This window comes from Stenotrophomonas maltophilia group sp. RNC7, assembly GCF_030910085.1.
Classification (GTDB): domain Bacteria; phylum Pseudomonadota; class Gammaproteobacteria; order Xanthomonadales; family Xanthomonadaceae; genus Stenotrophomonas; species Stenotrophomonas sepilia.
In genome coordinates this window covers 1-1,831 of record NZ_JAVFVN010000120.1, presented here as the reverse complement: position 1 = coordinate 1,831, position 1,831 = coordinate 1, and the positions used below count along the sequence as shown (strand labels likewise).

Annotated in this window: 2 protein-coding genes; one reads left to right on the top strand and one right to left on the bottom strand. The window is 53.1% G+C overall.

Annotation, left to right across the window (positions count from 1 at the left end):
- On the top strand, positions 1–411 hold a 411-nt coding region (locus RCF13_RS01480), incomplete at its 5' end, for a SapC family protein (protein ID WP_308140754.1).
- Between the two features lie 17 nt (positions 412–428).
- Here RCF13_RS01480 and RCF13_RS01475 read toward each other — a convergent pair.
- Positions 429–1,712 (bottom strand): cytochrome P450, encoded by a 1,284-nt coding sequence (locus tag RCF13_RS01475; protein ID WP_308140753.1) that lies wholly within the window; start codon positions 1,710–1,712, stop codon positions 429–431.
- Between the last annotated feature and the right edge of the window lie 119 nt (positions 1,713–1,831).

The window sequence follows — 1,831 nt, the reverse complement described above, 5'->3', positions numbered from 1 at the left end:
CTGGAGAAACTTCCAGATCAGGATGCCGGTATCCTCTTGTTCGACTCATCTGCAGGACAGGTGGTCCCGCTGGAGCAAAATGCGGCGGCTCTCCCATTATTTGATGAAGCGGGGCAACCGACAAATTTGCTGCACCAGATTGCTGGTTTCGCCGCACAGATACATGAGGGGCGACGGCGGGCATCCTTATTTGCCGAGGCGCTTCGCAACAAAGGCCTCCTTACGCCAAGTCTTGTTGAATTCAGCCAGCCATCAGAGCATGGGCAGAGAAGAAGCCATCTCTATACAATCAGCGAGCCAACATTTCGGGCACTGTCGTCCAACACCGTCTATGACTGGTTTCTCAGCGGCTTTCTTGAAGCGGCGCAGCTGGCGCTGCTCTCACAAAGGCATTGGCAGAACTATCAATAGGTATCTCCAGGATAGCTCTAGATTCCATTTCCATAAGACCGACCGGACCGCAGTGGCGATACAGAAACGGGCTGCCCACCCTCGTTCATGAGCTGAGTGCGAAAGAGAAAATTGGGTTCGTCCGGGGATGTCGCTTCGAATTTGGCTTCTCGAATGAACGTCAGAAGCACGGACATCAGTTCAGCAAGTGCAAATCGTGTTCCACCGCATACACGCGGACCAGTGCTAAAAGAAATCGAATTACCAAAATTTGCCCCGCCAGGCGCCGGCCTTTCAATATCCAGCTTCCAGGGATCGGGATTGATCTTGCGGCTGTGCTGAATGCCGACGAGTGAAATCAGGACCTGTTCGTCCGCGGCTATGAACCGGCCACCAATCTGGTCTTCGTCAATTGCGCGACGCGCAATAACCGGCGTAGACGGGAACATACGCAAGACCTCCAGAACGAAATTGCGCAATATTTCGCTTCCTTCGATATTATCCCATAGGCATTCATCTAGGTCCGGCAGCAGTTCGCAAGCTGAGCGCAGTCTGGTCTGGATGTCCGGCCAGCGCGACAGGCAATACATCGCCCATCCCAGCGTCGCTGCTGTAGTCTCGCTGGCGGCTGCAAAATACATCGTCATTTCATGTTCGAGTCGAAAGCCGTGGCTACCATCGGCATCCATTTTCCGAACTCTGCCGAGAAGACTTTGTTCTGAGGCATCACCGTTCCGGAAGGTCTGCATGCTGTGCAGAACCTTATACCGGATATCCAGAAACCGCGTGATTTCAGCATTGGAAAAGGCAATGTTGTTTCTGGCAGGAACGAAAGAATATTCCGAGCCGAATCCTACAAGATAGGCGATATGTTCGGGCTCGACACCGGACGTTTCGAGATCGACATCAAAGAACACCTCCAGCATCACAGAAGCAGCCAGATACCTGAGCACTGCATCATCTATCGTTTGCCGCCCCTCATTCGCGTGACGGTACAGCTTGTCCAGGGCCTTGCGCGCCGCGGCCACGGAAGCCCTGACTGTTTTCTCCCGGTCAAACCGGGAAAAGAACGGCTGAGACAACGCCTGTCGTTCCGCCCAAGCAGGCCCGTTCTCCGTAAAACGCGAAGCGCCAAGCGCCTGACGGAACCAGTCCATGCTTTTGAGATAGTTACTTGCGTTGTGCCGCAAAATATAATGCGCACTATCCAGATCCTGCACAACAAAGACCGGAACACCCCCGAGCTCAAGCGTTACATTCTCGCCGTTATCGCTTCGCGCCAAAGCATACAATCGTGCGGCAAAGTCGGAAGCTTCGCTCATCTCAGCCGCCGCCTTTGAGGGTAAGACACGGAGTAATAATTGTTAAAGAACAAATATATACACGTCGCCGATGGCGCATCAACAATCGCAGGAAAAAGCTATACCGGGCATTTATCATT